This window comes from Pseudophaeobacter sp. 1A09344 (assembly GCF_041008745.1).
In the GTDB taxonomy this organism is placed as follows: domain Bacteria; phylum Pseudomonadota; class Alphaproteobacteria; order Rhodobacterales; family Rhodobacteraceae; genus Phycobacter; species Phycobacter gallaeciensis_A.
On the sequence record NZ_JAXGFS010000001.1, the window covers coordinates 542873 to 557299 of the forward strand.

The window sequence follows — 14427 nt, forward strand, 5'->3', positions numbered from 1 at the left end:
CGTCCCGGCGCCGGAAACATCAGATCAAGCGCAGATAGGACATTGTTTCGCCGATCTCGCGGGGCGGATCATGCGGCGGGCGGATCAACAGGGCGTCAGCCTCTGCCAGTACCGTCAGCAGCGCACTGTCCTGCCGCTCGAACGCGCGGATCTGCCCGTCCTCCGTCAGGGTGGCGCGCATGTAATGCTCTCTCGGACCGTTCTGTTCCAGCGGTGCCGCCAGCGGAGCGGAGAGAATAACCTCTTGCAAGGGCGGCAGCCCCAGCATCGCCCGCACCATTGGTGCCAAAAAGATATGGCCGCAGACCATGGCCGACACTGGATTACCTGGCAGTCCGGCCATGGCAGAGGTGCCAAGGCGGCCAGCCATTAGTGGTTTGCCGGGGCGCATCGCCACCTTGTAGAAACTCCGCTCCATGCCAAGGTCGGCGGCAACCTCGCCAACCAGATCATGATCGCCTACCGAGGCGCCACCAATGGTGACGATCAGATCAGCGCCCTCGGCCAGCGAAAAGGCGGTGCGCAGAGAGCTGTGGGTGTCCCGCGCGACGGGCAGGATCCGGACCTGTGCGCCCAGACCCTCCAGCATGGCCTTTAGCCCGAAGGTGTTGGAGGCAATGATCTGGTCCGGGCCCGGAGTGCTGCCGGGCATCACCAACTCGTCCCCGGTGGAGATCAGGGCGATATCGGGTTTGCGGGCAACGGGGACCTCGGCAATATTCATCGCAGCGAGGAGGGCAATGTCAGATGGTGTCAGCTGCCGCGGGGCCGAAACGGTCTGGCCGTTCTGGAAATCACCACCGCGCGGGCGGACATTGGCATTGTCACCTGGCGCGTCGGTGATGGTGATCAGGGTACCTTTTGCGGTGACGTCTTCCTGAATGACCACGAAATCGGCGCCGTCGGGGATCGGCGCACCGGTGAAAATCCGCACCGCCTGACCCGCACCGACGGTGCCGTCAAAGCCGTGGCCGGCGGCGGCTTCGCCGATCACCTTGAACATGGCGTGAAGTTCGACCTCGGCAGATTTTACCGCGTACCCGTCCATCGCCGATGCGGCAAAGGGCGGTTGATCCCGGCGGGCGGCGACGTCGTCGGCCAGAACCCGGCCCGCAGCCTCTGCGAGAGGGACCAGTTCGGTTCCAAGCGGGGAAACCAGCTCCAGAAGATGCGCGCGTGCCTCGCTGACTGAGATCATTTAAGCCTCGTACCGTCCTGATTTTCCGCCATCTTTCAGCGTAACGCGGATGCCGCCGATTTCCATCGCCTTGTCCACGGCCTTGGCCATGTCATAGACGGTGAGCGCCGCAGTCGACACTGCGGTCAGGGCTTCCATCTCGACCCCGGTCTGGCCGGTAGTCTTGACGGTGCCTTCGATGCGCACGCCCGGAAGATCGGGGTCCAGGGTCAGCTCAACCGCGACCTTGGTCACCGGCAGCGGATGGCAGAGCGGGATCAGCTCGGGTGTTTTCTTGGCGCCCATGATGCCAGCCAGCCGGGCCACGCTTAGAACGTCGCCCTTTTTTGCGCGGCCTTCGGAAATGATATCAAAGGTTTCCCGGGCCATGGTGATGTGGCCTTCGGCGGTGGCGATGCGCGCGGTCACGGCCTTGTCCGAGACATCGACCATATGGGCGTCACCCTTGCCGTCAAAATGCGTCAGCGGCATCACATCGCTCCCGGTGTCAGGGGATTGGCGAGCAGGTGGCGGGTTGCAGAGGCCACGTCCTCCTGACGCATCAGGGATTCCCCGATCAGGAAGCTGCGGGCGCCATAGCGGGCCATGTCGGACAGATCCTGCGGCGTGAACAAGCCGCTTTCGCAGACGATGGTGCGATCTGCGGGAACCATGCGCGACAGCTCACGCGTGGTGTCCAGAGTGGTCTCGAAGGTCTTGAGATTGCGGTTGTTTATTCCCATCAGGGGCGATTTAAGCGCGCAAGCGCGCTCGAGTTCTTCGGCATCATGCACCTCCAGAAGAACATCCATGCCCCATTCGGTGGCGCAGTCTTCCAGCTCGGCCGCCTGCGCGTCGGTGACAGAGGCGAGAATGATGAGGATACAATCGGCGCCCAGTGCGCGTGCCTCGGCCACCTGATAGGTATCATACATGAAATCCTTGCGCAGCGCGGGCAGGCTGCAGGCATCACGTGCCTCGGTCAAAAAGGATTTGGCGCCCTGAAAGCTGGGCGTATCGGTCAGCACGGACAGGCAGGTGGCGCCGCCCTGTTCATAAGCCTCGGCCAGCGCCACGGGGTCGAAATCCTCGCGGATCAATCCTTTGGAAGGGCTGGCTTTCTTGATTTCCGCGATCAGACCGTAGCCTTCGCGGCTGGCCCCGAGCAGCGCATTTGCAAATCCGCGCACGGGGGACGCATTGCGAGCCATGGCTTCGACCTCGCTCAGCGGCACGGCGGCCTTGTCGGCGGCGACTTCCTCCAGCTTGTAGGCCTTGATCTTGTCGAGCACGTTTTCTGTCATCGCGTTGCCTCCAGTCAGCTGGCCCAGTCGATGGGCGCTTCGCCGCGCGCGCGCAGCCATGTGTTTATTGCCGAAAACGGCCGGGATCCGAAGAAGCCGCGCCGCGCCGAAAGCGGCGAGGGATGCGCGGTCTTCAGGATCAGGTGATCGCCCGGATTCAGGTGTTTTTCAAGCCTTTGTGCCTGTTTTCCCCAAAACACATAGGCCGTGGGGCGCTGCGATGTGCGCTGCAGCACCTCTTCGATCAGGGATAGCCATCCCAGATCCTTGTGCCCGTTCGCGGTGCCCGCCGGTACGCTGAGCGCGGTATTGAGAAGCAGCACCCCTTGCCGCGCCCAGCTGCGCAGGTCGCCCGTGGTGGGCACTGCACCAATATCGCTCTGCAACTCCCTGAAAATATTGCCAAGTGATCGGGGCAGGGGCGCAACATCCGGTTCCACTGAAAAGGCCAGCCCATGGGCATGGCCGGGGGTTGGATAGGGATCCTGTCCCAATATAACGACACGGGTGTCTGCAGGCTGGGTCAGCTCCAGCGCAGCAAAACGCTGCGCCGCAGGGGGCAGAACCGGCTGCGTTTCTGCCGCCAGCGCAGCCTCTATTGTGGGCCAGTCACGCTGAAAAAACGGCAGGTCGGACCAGGCGCCAAGACCACCAGGCAAGAGCATCAGTTGCCCCCGGAGGTGATCCGCGCAACGGTTGCGATCTTGTCCCGTGCAGCGCCGCTGTCGATGCTGTGGGCCGCCTTGGCGACGCCTTCGCGCAGGTCTTCGGCGTCTCCGGCGACCACCAGCGCGGCGGCGCTGTTGAGCAGGACGGCATCGCGATAGGCCGAAGGCTGCCCGTCCAGCAGCGCCCGGAAGGCGATCGCGTTCTCTTCCGGCGTGCCGCCGATGATATCCTCGAACGGGTGGACAGGCAGACCCGCGTCCTCGGGGTGCAGTTCCACATCGCGGATGCTGCCGTCTTCTTCCAGCGCGGAGACCCAGCTAACGCCGGTAATGGTCAGTTCGTCGGTGCCATCCGAGCCATGCACCAGCCAGGCCCGTTCAGAGCCAAGCTGCCCAAGTGTTTCCGCCATGGGACGGATCAGATCGCGGGAGAAAGCCCCGGTCAGCTGGCGTTTGACGCCCGCAGGGTTGGTGAGCGGGCCGAGGATGTTGAAGATCGTTCGGGTGCCAAGCTCCTGCCGGGTGGGCATGACATGGGCGATCGCAGGGTGGTGCATGGGGGCCATCATGAAGCCAATTCCGGCCTCTTTCAGTGACTTTTCAACCACTTCTGCGCCGACCATAACCTGAATGCCCATCTGCCCCAGCGCATCTGCCGCGCCGGATTTTGAGCTGAGGTTGCGGTTGCCGTGTTTGGCGACAACCGTGCCTGCACCAGCGACCACGAATGCGGTCGCGGTCGAGATATTGAGCGTGCCCTTGCCGTCACCGCCAGTGCCGACGATGTCGATAGCGCCCTCTGGCGCCTTCACCGGGTTGCATTTCGACCGCATTACGGCGGCAGCAGCAGCATATTCATCAACGGTTTCGCCGCGGGTGCGCAGGGCCATCAGCAACCCGCCCATCTGGCTGGGGGTCGCTTCGCCTTCGAACAGCAGGGTAAAGGCCTGTTCTGCCTCGGCCCGTGTCAGCGGGCGGTCGGCTGCGGCGTCGATCAGCGGCTTCATCTGGTCGCTCATGCGGGCACCTTCATTTCATTCAGGAAGTTCTTCAGCAGGGTATGGCCGTGCTCGGAGGCAATGGATTCCGGGTGGAACTGCACCCCGTGGATCGGCAGCTCCCGGTGTTGCAGCCCCATGATGGTGCCGTCTTCCAGCTCTGCTGTGATCTCAAGGCAGTCGGGCAGGCTGTCGCGATCCACCACCAGCGAATGATAGCGCGTTGCCTGGAACGGAGAAGGCAGCCCTGCAAAGACACCTTTGCCTTGATGATGCACCGCGCCCATCTTGCCATGCACGATTTCGTGGCAGCGCACGACCTGGCCGCCAAAGGCCTGTCCGATGGTCTGGTGGCCAAGGCAGACGCCCAGAAGGGGAATACCGGCCTCGGCTGCAGCAAGGGTCAGGGGCAGGCAGATCCCGGCCTGATCCGGATCGCAGGGGCCGGGGCTCAGCAGGATCCCAGCGGGGCGCAGGGCCAGAGCGGCCTCGACATCCAGCGCGTCGTTGCGGTGCACTTCCATCGAAGCCCCCAACTCGCCCAGATAATGCACAAGGTTGTAGGTAAAGGAATCGTAGTTGTCGATCAGCAGCAACATCTTGGCAGGCTCTTTTATGGGTGGCGGGCAGGGCTTGCGCCGCAGTATAGTTGTTGCGACATACATGTTCAGGCTTGCAAGGCAGCGTCAAGAGCGCGGCGCGTTTTTGAAGGCTCGGCGGGGCTGTGGCGACAGGGTGTCGCCCTCGCTGGTCCTGATGGCCAGGCCGGACACAAGGATAAAGGGCGAGCGGGCATGCGTGGCTTTCTGGGAGGCGTGAGTATCGGAGCTTTGGTGGCGGTGTGCGGCGCTGCCATGTGGTCGTTGTCGACCCCGCTGCCGCGGCAGGTCGACGTCAGCGCCACGGGACCGGAAAAGGCCACTGTGCCTCAATCGGGCGCGCTGGCGCCCATAGAGACGCCGCAACCCGACGCCGATCTGGTCGAGGCCGCGCCGGTAGCACCTGAAACGGCGCCTGCGGATGACCTCAATGACCTGACCTCTCTGGATACCGAACCGGCTGCCCGTCCCGAAGTCGGACCCGCGGGTGATGTGCGCGGCTCTGGCGATGCCGATCTGCCGGATGTGCCAGAGGCCCCGTCCGAGGCGGAAACAGCTGCTGGCGGCGCTGAGCCTGCAATGTTGCCCGAAACAGCAGAGAGCGACGACGGTGTGGAGGTGTCCATGACCCCGGCGCCGACACCCGAGGCGCCGGACACCACCGCAGAGGTGGGGCAGAACCCGACCGACAGCCCGGCGCCTGGCACCGCGCCTGAAATGACGGCGCCGCAGGGCGCGCCCGAGACGGTTCAGCTTGAGCAAGGCGCTGCGGTGCCGGTGCCGGAGCTGGGCAGCGCCCCGGATCCAACCACGCCGCCGGTGATTGCCTTCTCCACCCCCGAACCCGCGCCTGAGCAGCCTGAGGTCGTCGAAGCGGAGCTGGAAGAAGACATGCCGCCCGCCGAGGAGGCCGAGACGGAAGATGCGCCGGAAAATGGTCGGATCGCCGCGCTGCCAACTGCAGACGGAAGCCGCGCGTCGCAATCGCCGCAGATCGGAACCCGCGTGGTGCCGCTGACCGAACGCGACAGCGAGGAGACCGCTGCGGCGGGCGCTGAAACCACGCAGCAGCCGTTTGATGCCTATTCCGAACCCTTCGCTGGCAGCGATGGGCGGCCCTTGATGTCGATTGTCCTCATCGATGATGAGACATCCGTCGGCGCTGAGGCGCTGGTCGATTTTCCCTATCCGCTGAGCTTTGCTATCGATCCCGAAGATCCCAGGGCGACTGAGAAAATGGCCGCGCGCCGGGCCGCGGGCTTTGAGGTGCTGATCCTGTCGGATCTGCCGCGCGAAGCCATGCCACAGGACGCGGAGACTGCGATGGAGGTCTGGCTGGACCGGGTGCCGCAGGCGCTGGGAATTCTGGAAGGCGTGGAGACAGGCGTGCAGGGCAACAGGCCGCTGGCGGATCAGGTGTCCGATGTGGCGCGCACCGGTGGATACGGGCTGGTGCTGCAGAACAGCGGCCTTAATACCGTGCAGAAACTGGCGCTGCGCGACGGGGTGCCGTCCGGCGTGGTGTTCCGGGATTTCGATGGCGCCGGTCAGAACCCGCGTGCCATTCGCCGCTTTCTGGATCAGGCGGCCTTCCGGGCGGGGCAGGAAGGCGCAGTGATCATGCTGGGGCGGCTGCAGCCCGATACGATTTCAGCACTTTTGCTGTGGGGGCTGCAGGACCGGGCCAGCCGGGTGGCGCTGGCGCCGGTTTCGGCCAGTCTGCGCGCCAATCTGGCTGCAACGGGAGAATAGCCCGTAATAGACCCGCACGGGGCAGAGCCCAGGGGCACGGGGTCGCTTAAGCTTCCCCGCGCTCCGGAGCGCTTTGATGTTATCAGCTGTTGCGGCTGCCGGTAAAACGCGCGGCATCCGCAGCAGCACGGCGGATCGCGTTCGATTTATGCACGGTTTCCTGATACTCGGCCTCGGGGTCGCTATCATAGACCACGCCGCCACCAGCCTGGATATAGAGCGTCTGATCCTGCACGATGGCCGTGCGCAGGGCGATACACATATCCATGTCGCCCCCGGCCGAGAAATAGCCGACACCGCCGCCGTATACGCCGCGTTTTTCTGGCTCCAACTCGTCGATGATTTCCATCGCGCGTACCTTTGGCGCGCCGGACACCGTGCCCGCCGGCATGCCCGCAAAAAACGCATCCAGAGCGTCCTTGTCCTCGTCCAGCTCACCCACCACGTTCGATACGATATGCATCACGTGGCTGTAGCGTTCGATGATGAACTTTTCCGTCGGGCGCACAGTGCCGATCTTTGATACGCGGCCCGTATCGTTGCGGCCCAGATCCAGCAGCATTAGGTGTTCTGCCAGCTCTTTCTTGTCGGCCAGAAGATCGGCCTCCAGCGCCTTGTCCTCTTCCGGTGTTGCGCCGCGCGGGCGGGTGCCTGCGATGGGGCGGATGGTGACCTCTTTGCCAAAGACACGGACCAGAATTTCGGGGCTGGCGCCAATCACCTGAAAGCCACCGAAGTTGAAATAGAACATGAAGGGCGACGGGTTGGTTCGCCGCAAAGAACGGTAAAGCGAGAACGGCGGCAGCGGGAAGTCCTGCTTCCAGCGCTGCGCCGGAACCACCTGAAAGATGTCGCCGGCCCGGATGTATTCCTTGGCCTTTTCCACCGCTTCCATGTAGCCGGATTTGCTGAAGTTGCTGACCGGCGGGGCCACCTCGTGCGCATCGCCGAGATCGCGGGTCTCTGCGGGCATGGCGCGCTCCAGATCGCGCACCGCGTCCATCACCCGTTCGGCGGCCTGCGCATAGGCGGCCTTGGCCGATTTCCCATCTCCGGTCCAGGCCGGGGAGACCACGGTCACCTCGCCTTTGACGCCATCCAGAACCGCGACCACCGAAGGGCGCATCATGACCGCGTCGGGCAGGCCAAGGGGGTCGGGATTGACGTCCGGGAGATGTTCGATCAGCCGGACCATGTCATAGCCAAGATAGCCGAACAGCCCGGCCGCGGCCTGCGGCAGGTCATCGGGCAGGTCGATGCGGCTTTCGGCGAGAAGCGCTCGCAGGTTGTCCAGCGGCGCGCCCGTCTGCGCTTCGAAACCCTCGGGATCAAAGCGGGCCGAGCGGTTGATTTCGGATGTCGTGCCGCGGCAGCGCCAGACCAGATCGGGTTTCATGCCGATGATCGAGTAACGGCCACGCACCTCGCCGCCGGTCACCGATTCCAGCATGAAGGCGTCCTTCTGGGCGCCCGTCAGCTTGAGCATCAGCGACACGGGCGTGTCGAGGTCAGCCGCCAGCCGGGTATAGACCAGCTGGTTCTCTCCCGCCTCATAGGCGGCGGCGAAAGTGTCGAAATCCGGGGTCAGAGCCATCGTCAGGTGCCTTGATTGATCTATGCGCGCTTATTGGAAATTGGCCTGAACCGCGTTCAGGGCCTGCTGGTCAACACGCGGTGCGGCGCGCAGCTGTGCGTCCTGCGCGAAGGCTTCGAACAGCGCCTGCGACAATGCCTGATCCAGCTGGGTCTGCATCGCGTTGGCCAGCATCTGCATTTCCTCGCTGGTGTCCTCGGCAGGCAGAACCTCGTCCAAACGCAGCACCACGGCGGAGCCTTCACCGGACACGGTGCGCAGCTCGCCCGGGTTCATTTCGAAGACCTCGATCATCATCTCGACCGGGGTGGTGTCGATATAGGCGGTGCGGGTTTGCGCCGTCTCGGTCTGCACGTCGTAGCCTTCGGGGAAGGCTCCGTCTGCCTCGGTCTGTTTCAGCAGTTCCTGTGCCAGGCTGTTTACGGCCTCTGCTGTCCGGTTTTCGTTCCAGGCGGCAAGTACCTTGTCCCGAGCGTCTTCGAAGGGCTCGGGGCGCGGGGGCAGGACTTCGTCGAGCCGCAGAGCAAAGAGGCTACCATCCTCAAGGAAGGCGACCGAGGGGAAATCATCAACCGTCACGGCCTCTGCGGCCTCGCGGAAGCCGTCATATGCGGCGATGCCTTCGGCGTTGAGCCCGGTCCAGCCGAGGGTGCCAATCTGCATGTCTGTCTGATCCGGCAGTTCTTCCAGCGTGACGCCACCAGCGAGCATGTCCTCGATGGATTCGGCTTGCTGCTCAATCACTCGGCGGGCGCGGTCTGCGGCCAGCTCGGCGCGGAGCTCGGCTTCGGCCTCTTCAAAGCTGGTTTCGCGGGCTTCGAGGCGGCCGTTAACCCGGTAGAGTGCTGGGCCAAGATCCGATGGCAGCGGGCCAACAACATCGCCGACCTCTGCAGCAAACACTTCAGCGCCTGCATCCGAGAGGTCAGCTTCGGTCACATCGCCCATATCCACGTCCGACAGGGCCAGACCGCGATCCTGCACCAGGACCTCAAAAGTCGTGCCGCTCACGTCAAGCTGCGCCTTGGCGCTTGCGGCGCTGTCATTGTCCGCAAAGACAAGGCGTTCCACCAGACGGCGTTCCGGGATCAGGTACTGATCGGCGCGATCTTCATAAAGGCCACGCAGCGCCTCCTGATCGACCTCAACGGTGTCAAGCAGCATGTCGGGGCTGAGATGCGCGTAGGTCAGGGATTTGGTTTCCGGCAGGGTGAAATCCGCGATATTGTCGTCATAGAAGGCACGCAGCGCAGTGTCATCGGGCATCTCCTGCGTCAGCAGCACATCGTCGGATGACAGTTGCACGTAGGAAAAGCTGCGGCGCTCGCCGATATAGGACACCAGCGTGTCACTCATCACTTCGGGCATCTTGGTGCCGGACATGATGGCGCCCTGGACCAGCGTGCGTGAGGCCTCGCGGCGAAGATCGTCTTCGAACTCGGCTTCGGTGAAACCGGCGTTGTCGAGGGTAAAGCGGTAGGTCTCGCGGTCGAACTGGCCGCTGGAGTCCTGGAACGAGGAGACCTTGGTCAGTTCGGACAGCAGGTTTTCATCCCCGATGGAGATGCCCAGCTTGCTGACCTCATTGTCAATGGCGGCGAGGGTGATCAGCCGCCCGAGCACAACCTGATCCAAACCCATTGCGGTCAGCTGCGACATCGGCATTGCCTGACCGGTCTGGGCCTGCATGGCGCGTTGTTCGCGCTGCAACTCGCGCACATAGGCGTCGACGGTAACTTCTTCGTCACCCACCAAGGCAACCGCGCTCATCGAGCCGGTGAAATTGACCGCACCAAAACCGGCAAGGCCGACGATAAGCATCCCCATCAGGATCCAAACAAAGGTTCTGGAAAGATTTTTCATGCCTGCGGCCATTGTGCCCTCATTCGTACCTGTTGCCCGCTCCCTTTGCGCCGGATGGGCGCTGCGGGCAGGGTGCCTGTGTCATAATCGTGTTCTGCATACGCTGCCGCCCGTACAGGAGCAAGATCTTGTGCCGGGCTTGTTGGTTTCCTATGGCGCAGCGTAGCGTTAGGGGTGAAACGCGCAAAGCCGGTCGAACAGGGAGACGATCCCGGCCCGGTCGACATTGGCAAAGGCGATGCGGAATTGCTTGCTGCCTGCCGGATCGCCTTCGGGCATGAACATCGTGCCAGGCAGCATCAGGACCGACGCGTCCTGCACCAGCTTTTTGGCCAGCTCGGACGAGGCTTCCTCGAAGGGGTGTTCCACATAAGCGAAATAGGCACCGCAGCCCAACAGCTTCCATCCCTTCTCGGCAAGGCGGGGGAATTCCTCTTCGATCGCCGCCTTGCGGTCCAGAATCTCCAGCCGTTCCCCCGCGAGCCAGGACTGGAGGTTTTCAAGTCCCCAAAGCGCGCCGATCTGTCCAAGCTGTGCAGGACAGATCGTTATTGTATCGAGAAACTTCTCCATTTCGAACAATTTCTCTTCAGAACTCGCGATCGCTCCAACCCGGTGGCCGGTCAGCCGATAGGCCTTGGAGAAGGAGTACAGATGGATCAGCGTCTCGTCCCAGTTCGGGGTCTGGAACAGGTCGTGCGGCGCCCCTTCGCGGCTGTCAAAGTCGCGGTAGGTTTCATCCAGAATCAGTGCCAGCCCATGTTTGCGGGCCAGGTCAAAGAAGGCCTGCACGAGGCCCGAGGGGTATTCGGCGCCAGTGGGATTGTTGGGGGTGACAAGCGTGATGGCCCGCGTCTTGGGCGTGATCAGCTGGGCTGCGGCCTGCGGATCCGGCATCATATCAGCACCTACCGGCAGCGGAACCGCTGTGACGCCTGCCATATCGAGGCACATTTTGTGATTGAAATACCAAGGCACCGGGATGATCACCTCGTCCCCTTCGCCGCAAAGGGCGGCGATGGCAGCGGCAAAGGCCTGATTGCAGCCAGAGGTAATACCGACCTGCGCTGCGCCAACGGTGCCGTCATAATGCTCCGAGATTTGTGCCGCCAGTGCTGCACGCAGTTCGCTGCGGCCCAAAACGGCGCCATATAGATGCGCGTCGGTTTCATTCAGGGCCGCATCGGCGATGGCCTGCCGCAAGCCCGTGGGCGGCGGATCTGCTGGGGCGGCCTGACTGACGTTGATCAGGGGGCGCGACGGCGGAAAAGTGACCCCTTCGGTCCAGCGCCGGGACTCGACGATCGGAGAACAAAAGGTCGCTTCGGTGCGGGAGATATGCATGCAGTCATCCTATTGTCGCAAGGCCCTGCCAGGGCAGGCGTATTCGGGCCTTATCTGTGGCACGCCCTCGCGGCAGGCTCAAGAAAAAGCGCGCCTCCAACAGGGGCGCGCATTCATGGTGTTTTGAAAATCGGCTGCGGTTCGTCCCGCGCACGGGGCGGGGCGGCGTCAGTCCTTGCCGCGATAGGGCTCGACGTATTGCAGCGCCATATCCCAGGGGAAGAAGATCCAGGTGTCTTGGCTGACCTCGGTGATAAAGGTGTCCACCATCGGGCGGCCCTTGGGCTTTGCATAAACCGTGGCAAAATGCGCCTTGGGATACATCTGGCGCACCAGTTCAAGGGTTTTGCCGCTATCCACCAGATCATCGATGATCAGGATACCTTCGCCATCACCCATCAGCTCGGCGTCGGGTGCTTTCAGCACCACGGCCTCACCCTGGTCCTGGTGGTGGTAGGATTTCACCGAGATCGTATCGACCGTGCGGATATCCAGCTCGCGGCTGACGATCATCGCGGGGGCCATGCCGCCACGGGTGATCGCGACCACGGCACGCCATGCGCCACCGTCAGGTCCCTGACCGTCCAACCGCCAGGCCAGCGCGCGGCTGTCCCGGTGGATCTGATCCCAGCTGATGTGAAACCCTTTTTCGTGCGGCAGGCGGTCGGTCATCTTGCGATTTGCTCCGGCAATTGTAGCGTCTGATGCGGTGTCATGTGCCGGGCTGCAAAGCAGGCACGATACCAGTGTTGGTCTGACGAGTGCGTCGTTGATATAGCCCCGGGCGCACCATTCAAAATAAAAACAGCACAGGCCCGGGGCAGTTCGTTTATTTAGTAATGTCGGGGGCGTCCACGGCTTTCATGCCGACAACGTGATAACCAGCATCCACGTGCAGATTTTCCCCGGTCACGCCCGATCCGAGGTCCGACAAAAGATACAAAGCGGATTTACCGACGTCCTCGGTTGTAACATTTCGCCGCAGCGGCGAATTGTATTCGTTCCATTTCATAATGTAGCGGAAGTCGCCAATTCCGCTGGCGGCCAGCGTTTTGATCGGACCAGCGGAAATCGCATTTACGCGAATGCCGTCTTTTCCAAGATCTTCGGCCAGATATTTGACCGATGCTTCGAGCGCGGCCTTGGCAACGCCCATCACATTGTAGTGAGGCATAACCTGCTCGGCACCATAGTATGTCAGGGTGAGCATCGAGCCGCCCTCGGACATCAGTTTCTCGGCGCGGCGGGCAACAGCCGTAAAGGAGTAGACCGAGATATCCATGGTCATCTGGAAATTGTCACGGCTGGTATCGACGTAGCGGCCGCGCAGTTCGTTTTTGTCAGAAAAACCAATGGCGTGCACGACAAAGTCCAGCTTGCCCCATTCGTTTTCGAGGCTCTCAAACAAGGCGTCAATCGAGGTTTCGTCGGATACATCGCAGGGCAGAACGATGGAGCTGTTCAGCTGTTCGGCGAGCGGGCCAACGCGCTTTTTAAGGGCTTCACCCTGGTAAGAAAAAGCAAGTTCGGCACCGGCATCGGCGCAGGCCTTGGCGATCCCCCATGCGATGGATTTGTCGTTGGCCAGGCCCATGATAAGGCCACGTTTGCCGGACAGCAGTTGACTGGGCATGCAGGTTCTCCGCCTGTAAAATATGAACTGAAGGACCTTTAATATGCTCGAGCCGCTGCATCAAGAGAGTACCGGTTGAGGCGCATTGTCAGTTTTGCGGCCCGTTTTGGATGTCGGCCTGCATGGCCGCACATATTTATACGCATAAATCCGCAGCCACCTTGGCTTGTATGCCCAACCAAGGCGGCATAGATTGGCGCGCACAGTTAAGAAGAGGTTTCCATGTCAGAGCGGTCGGGATTATTTGCGGGGGATAACCCCTTTGAACTTGCGCGGGCATGGCTCGCGGAGGCCGAAGAGACTGAGCTCAATGATCCGAATGCGATTGCGCTGTCGACGGTGGATGCTGATGGCATGCCGAATGTCCGCATGGTGCTGCTCAAGGAGATCGAAGATGGCGCTTTTGTCTTCTTTACTAACTACGAAAGCGCCAAGGGGCAGGAGCTGGAGCAGTCCGGCAAGGCCGCCTTCGTGCTACATTGGAAGAGCCTGCGTCGCCAGATCCGTGTCCGTGGTCATGTGACACGCGAAGACGGTCCGCAGGCAGACGAGTATTACCACTCCCGGTCGCTGAAAAGCAGGCTTGGGGCGTGGGCTTCGCAGCAATCGCGCCCATTGCAGAGCCGTTCGGCCCTGATGGCAGAGGTTGCAAAAATCACGGCCACGAAAGGCCCGAACCCGGACCGGCCGCCATTCTGGGGCGGATTTCGCATCGTTCCGAGCGAAATTGAATTCTGGGCGGATGGGGCTTTCAGGCTGCATGACCGATTTGTCTGGCGCCGAAATACGCCGGATGACGAATGGAGTGTGGTGCGGCTAAACCCTTAATGGGTTAAGCATAAAATAGCATTTTCGTGATAATGGGGAATTTTTTTAACTTGAACTCATATGCGAAAATCGCGCATCAAGCATCGAGAAATCAAATACGACGCGGTGGACGAGATAAGTGGCAGACGATCAAAGCAGTCTCAGGCAAATCCAGGGCATAGTGAAGTGGTTTGACCCGACCAAAGGGTATGGCTTCGTTGTGTCCGATGAGGGTGGTCCCGACATCCTGTTGCACGTGAATGTCCTGCGTAACTTCGGGCAGAGCTCGGTAGCGGACGGGTCCAGCGTAACCGTTCTGACCCACGCGACGGAGCGCGGGGTTCAGGCTGTGGAGGTTGTCGCAATCGTGCCTCCGGCCCGGGATGACGCGCCGGTTCTCAGCGATTTTGTCGATATGGATATCGAGGAGCTGAAAACACTTCCGTTGCGCCCGGCGCGTGTGAAGTGGTTCGACAAGGGTAAGGGCTTTGGCTTTGCCAACCTGTTCGGCTACGGAGATGACGTCTTCTTGCACGTCGAGGTGTTGCGCCAGTCGGGTCTTGCTGACCTCCAGCCGGGCGAGGCTATCGCCATGCGATCGATCAGCGGGCGGCGGGGCTGCATGGCGGTCGAGGTCCAGGCCTGGGAAGCGGCCATTTCCGAAACCGCATCCGAAGAAGAATAAGAT

Annotated in this window: 14 protein-coding genes; 3 read left to right on the forward strand and 11 right to left on the reverse strand. The window is 62.0% G+C overall.

The window, feature by feature from the left end:
• Nucleotides 1-19 precede the first annotated feature (19 nt).
• From SM765_RS02455 to SM765_RS02480, 6 genes are read right to left on the reverse strand one after another with little or no spacing between them, the layout of a single operon-like run.
• Nucleotides 20-1198 carry a molybdopterin molybdotransferase MoeA gene (locus tag SM765_RS02455; RefSeq protein WP_274836972.1) on the reverse strand — a complete coding sequence of 393 codons (1179 nt, stop codon included), beginning with the start codon at nt 1196-1198 and terminating at the stop codon, nt 20-22.
• Nucleotides 1199-1669: a cyclic pyranopterin monophosphate synthase MoaC gene (gene moaC, locus SM765_RS02460; protein WP_065270156.1), complete on the reverse strand. Its 471-nt coding sequence runs from the start codon at nt 1667-1669 to the stop codon at nt 1199-1201.
• Nucleotides 1669-2481 carry an indole-3-glycerol phosphate synthase TrpC gene (gene trpC / locus SM765_RS02465; protein WP_274836974.1) on the reverse strand — a complete coding sequence of 271 codons (813 nt, stop codon included), beginning with the start codon at nt 2479-2481 and terminating at the stop codon, nt 1669-1671. The genes moaC and trpC overlap by 1 nt, the downstream gene beginning before the upstream one ends.
• A 14-nt stretch (nt 2482-2495) precedes the next feature.
• Nucleotides 2496-3146, reverse strand: coding sequence for a uracil-DNA glycosylase (locus SM765_RS02470; protein ID WP_274836976.1), 651 nt, complete (start codon nt 3144-3146; stop codon nt 2496-2498).
• Entirely contained in the window at nt 3146-4168 is a 1023-nt protein-coding gene (gene trpD / locus SM765_RS02475) for an anthranilate phosphoribosyltransferase (RefSeq protein WP_274828029.1), read from the reverse strand. The genes SM765_RS02470 and trpD overlap by 1 nt, the downstream gene beginning before the upstream one ends.
• Nucleotides 4165-4746: an anthranilate synthase component II gene (locus SM765_RS02480; protein WP_274836978.1), complete on the reverse strand. Its 582-nt coding sequence runs from the start codon at nt 4744-4746 to the stop codon at nt 4165-4167. Before SM765_RS02480 ends, trpD begins: the two co-directional genes overlap by 4 nt.
• 195 nt (nt 4747-4941) lie before the next feature.
• Here SM765_RS02480 and SM765_RS02485 point away from each other — a divergent pair, with 195 nt between their 5' ends.
• A complete protein-coding gene (locus SM765_RS02485) occupies nt 4942-6498 on the forward strand; it encodes a polysaccharide deacteylase family 2 protein (protein WP_274836980.1) in 1557 nt (518 codons plus the stop codon).
• An 82-nt stretch (nt 6499-6580) separates the two neighbouring features.
• Here SM765_RS02485 and trpE read toward each other — a convergent pair whose 3' ends face one another.
• From trpE to fabI, 5 genes are all read right to left on the reverse strand, one after another.
• The gene (gene trpE, locus SM765_RS02490) at nt 6581-8092 is read right to left on the reverse strand and encodes an anthranilate synthase component I (RefSeq protein ID WP_274832169.1); all 1512 of its coding nucleotides are present in this window, start codon (nt 8090-8092) and stop codon (nt 6581-6583) included.
• Between the two features lie 30 nt (nt 8093-8122).
• Nucleotides 8123-9967 carry a peptidylprolyl isomerase gene (locus SM765_RS02495; protein WP_274836982.1) on the reverse strand — a complete coding sequence of 615 codons (1845 nt, stop codon included), beginning with the start codon at nt 9965-9967 and terminating at the stop codon, nt 8123-8125.
• Nucleotides 9968-10123: 156 nt separating this feature from the next.
• Nucleotides 10124-11299 (reverse strand): aminotransferase, encoded by a 1176-nt coding sequence (locus tag SM765_RS02500; protein ID WP_274836983.1) that lies wholly within the window; start codon nt 11297-11299, stop codon nt 10124-10126.
• A gap of 168 nt (nt 11300-11467) precedes the next feature.
• The gene (gpt, locus tag SM765_RS02505) at nt 11468-11971 is read right to left on the reverse strand and encodes a xanthine phosphoribosyltransferase (RefSeq protein ID WP_065270164.1); all 504 of its coding nucleotides are present in this window, start codon (nt 11969-11971) and stop codon (nt 11468-11470) included.
• A gap of 157 nt (nt 11972-12128) precedes the next feature.
• The gene (gene fabI, locus SM765_RS02510; protein ID WP_274832172.1) at nt 12129-12932 is read right to left on the reverse strand and encodes an enoyl-ACP reductase FabI; all 804 of its coding nucleotides are present in this window, start codon (nt 12930-12932) and stop codon (nt 12129-12131) included.
• 222 nt (nt 12933-13154) lie between these two features.
• On the opposite strand from fabI, the gene pdxH reads away from it, so the two are divergent.
• Together pdxH and SM765_RS02520 are read left to right on the forward strand one after the other, a co-directional pair.
• Nucleotides 13155-13760 carry a pyridoxamine 5'-phosphate oxidase gene (gene pdxH / locus SM765_RS02515; protein WP_274836985.1) on the forward strand — a complete coding sequence of 202 codons (606 nt, stop codon included), beginning with the start codon at nt 13155-13157 and terminating at the stop codon, nt 13758-13760.
• A 118-nt stretch (nt 13761-13878) separates the two neighbouring features.
• Entirely contained in the window at nt 13879-14424 is a 546-nt protein-coding gene (locus tag SM765_RS02520; RefSeq protein ID WP_065270167.1) for a cold-shock protein, read from the forward strand.
• Nucleotides 14425-14427: the final 3 nt, after the last annotated feature.